Annotated in this window: 2 protein-coding genes; both read right to left on the bottom strand. The window is 67.3% G+C overall.

The annotated features are described in order from the left end of the window. Window positions 1-119: 119 nt before the first annotated feature. A complete protein-coding gene (locus DD1DGNOD_RS05755) occupies window positions 120-1,259 on the bottom strand; it encodes a glutamate--cysteine ligase (protein ID WP_131769610.1) in 1,140 nt (379 codons plus the stop codon). A 233-nt stretch (window positions 1,260-1,492) separates the two neighbouring features. Beyond that, a partial coding sequence (aspS, locus tag DD1DGNOD_RS05750; protein ID WP_131769618.1) for an aspartate--tRNA ligase occupies window positions 1,493-2,997 on the bottom strand: 1,505 nt, incomplete at its 5' end.

Below are 2,997 nucleotides of genomic sequence, written 5' to 3'. Positions count from 1 at the left end.
GCAACCGCAGGATCCTCGGGTTCTCACTCAAGATCCGCAGGCATGGGAAAAGAGCCACGAGCGTACACCGTGTGGCCAACCAGAACACAAAAAGTTTTGACTATACCGCCTTTGCGCTGCTAAAGCGGCCGACCAGACTTCATCTCCCGAAGAAGGACGTCGACCACCGCAGCAAGATCCCCGTCGGCCCGTTGCGCCGCCGCACGCTGACGGTCGCAGCTCGAGCCAACCTCCAGAATGTGCAGGACGTCGGTGAGCTCGTCGACGCATTCCAGCCGCCGTGCGACGGGCAGCAGATCGTTCACGAGACCGGCGACCTCGTCCCGGACTCCTCGGGTCGTGCCCTGCTCGTCGAGCAGGATCTCGGCGTCCAGGCCGTACCGCGCGGCCCGCCACTTGTTCTCCTGCACGACCCAGCGCTGTGGTGTCGGCAGCCGGTAACCCTCGTCGAGCCGGGTGTTCATCCAGTCGACCAGGCACTGTGTCAAAGCGGCGATCGCCCCGACCTCCAGCAAGGTCGGCAACCCGTCACAGATGCGCAGCTCCACCGTGCCGAAGTCCGGGTGGGGTCGAACGTCCCACCACACCTCACGGATGGTCTCCACCGTTCCGGACGACACCAGCGTCGCCATGAACTGCTCGAACTGTCCCCAGTCCGAAAGAAGGTACGGCAGGCCGGCGGTGGGCAGGCTCTCGAACACCTTCGAGCGTGACGACGCAAGCCCCGTGTCCAGACCCAGCCAGAACGGCGAGGACGCCGACAGCGCAAGGAAATGCGGGATGTAGGCGGCAAGCGCGTTCACAACGGGAATCGCCCTGTCCCGCGCGGGGACACCGACATGCACGTGCACACCGAAAACCAGCAGGCGCCGGGCGACCCACTGCATCCGTTCCAGGATCGAGCGGTAGCGCGGGTCCGGGCTGACCTGTTGCGTGGCATAGCTGGTAAGCGGATGGGTACCGCTACACATCAGGCCAAGCCCGCGCGATGCGGCCAGATCCTCGATAAGACCGACGGTCACGGACAGGTCGGCCTTGGCGTCGGCAACCGTGTCGCAGACACCGGTGACAACCTCAATGATCGACTCGAACAATTCGTGCTTGGCTCGCTGTTCGGCATGTTCGCCGATCTTGGCCTGGTACTCGTCGAGGATGACGGTCGCCGCCCCGCGAAGCTGACGAGTACGACGATCAACCAACGCCAGCTCCCACTCGATGCCAAGACTGGACGTCGGCGACGGCGAGAACGGTATCTGCATTCCCGGGCCTCCTGTCGTATCCGGCGCGTGATCCACAACCAGCCCCGTCCGAAGCCGAACCATCCGACTCCGATGCCCGTCCGGAGGCGGATTCACCGGTCATACCCACAACACGGCGTGCGATGCGGCCAGGTAACCGTAAAACGGCCGGGGGGCGTCCGGATGCAATTTCACCTGCCGCACCTGCCGACCCGGGCGGAATGTGCGAAGACGGCGGGTGAAGGCGGCGAGCTTTACGCTGTCGGGAGTACGCGGATGCCCAGCTCACGCAGCTGGCGGGCATCGATCGGGGTCGGTGCGCCGGTCATCGGGTCAAGCCCGGACTGAGTTTTCGGGAAGGCGATGACCTCGCGGATGTTGTCCTCGCCGGCCAGGATCGCGACGAGTCGGTCGATACCGACGGCGAAACCACCGTGGGGCGGGGCGCCGTAGGAGAACGGCGTCAGGAAGAAACCGAACCGGCGGTCGGCCTCCTCCGCCGAGATCCCCAGCGCGGTGAAGATGCGCTGTTGCAGGTCGGGCTCGTGGATCCGGATCGACCCCGAGCCGAGCTCCCAGCCGTTGAGCACCAGGTCGTAGGCGCGGCTGCGGACGGCCAGCGGCTCGGTCTCGAGCTTGTCGAGGTCGTCGGGATGCGGCCGGGTGAAGGGATGATGGCCGGGCTTGGGACGTCCGGTCTGCGTGTCGACCCCCACGAACAGCGGGAAGTCGGTGACCCAGACAAAGCGGAACCCGCCCTCGCCGGCGGGCGGGCGGCCGATGTCGTTACGGAGCTGGCCAAGCACCTCGCAGACCGTCGCCCACTCGTCGGCGACGAGCAGCAGCAGGTCGCCGTCCTCACCCCCGGTCGCCTTCACGATCGCGGCCAGCTCGGCAGCGGAGAGGAACTTCGCCACCGGCGACTCCAGCGATCCGCCGGCGCCGACCCGCATCCACACCAGGCCCTTCGCGCCGAGCTGCTTGGCCCGCTCGGTCAGCGCGTCCAGGGCCTTGCGGTTGTGCGCGGCCGAACCGTCCGGCACGCGGATACCCTTCACTGACGGCGCCCCGGCGAATGCCTGGAAGGCGCTGCCCGTGAAGACCCCGGTCAGCTCGACGAGCTCCATGCCGAAGCGCAGGTCGGGCTTGTCCACACCGAAGCGGTCCATGGCCTCGTGCCAGGTGATGCGCTCGATCGGCGGAACCGGCCCGCCGGTCACGACCTGGGCGGCAGCCAGCACGGCAGCAGAGATCACCTCCAGGACGTCGTCCTGGTCGACGAAACTCATCTCGACGTCCAGCTGGGTGAACTCGTACTGCCGGTCGGCCCGCAGGTCCTCGTCGCGCAGGCAGCGGGCGAACTGGAAGTAGCGGTCGGTACCACCCACCATCAACAGCTGCTTGAACAGCTGCGGGGACTGCGGCAGCGCGTAGAAGCTGCCCGGGAACTGCCGGGACGGCACGACGAACTCCCGCGCACCCTCCGGTGTGGACGGCATGAGCAGCGGAGTCTCGACCTCGACGAACTCCCGGGGCACCAGGACGGAGCGCAGCGCGGCCAGGACCGCCGAACGGGTGCGCAGGTTGCGCTGCATACGCTCGCGGCGCAGGTCCAGGTACCGGTAGGTGAGCCGGGTCGCCTCGTCGACCGAGTCCGCCCGGTCGTCGATCGGGAACGGCGGTGGGATCGCCGGGGAGAGGACCGTCACCGTGCAGTCGTGCAGTTCGACCTCTCCGGTGGCCAGGTTGGGGTTCGTCG

The sequence above is a fragment of the Candidatus Protofrankia californiensis genome, assembly GCF_900634765.1.
GTDB lineage: Bacteria > Actinomycetota > Actinomycetes > Frankiales > Frankiaceae > Protofrankia > Protofrankia californiensis.
This window is presented reverse-complemented; position numbering and strand designations above follow the sequence as displayed.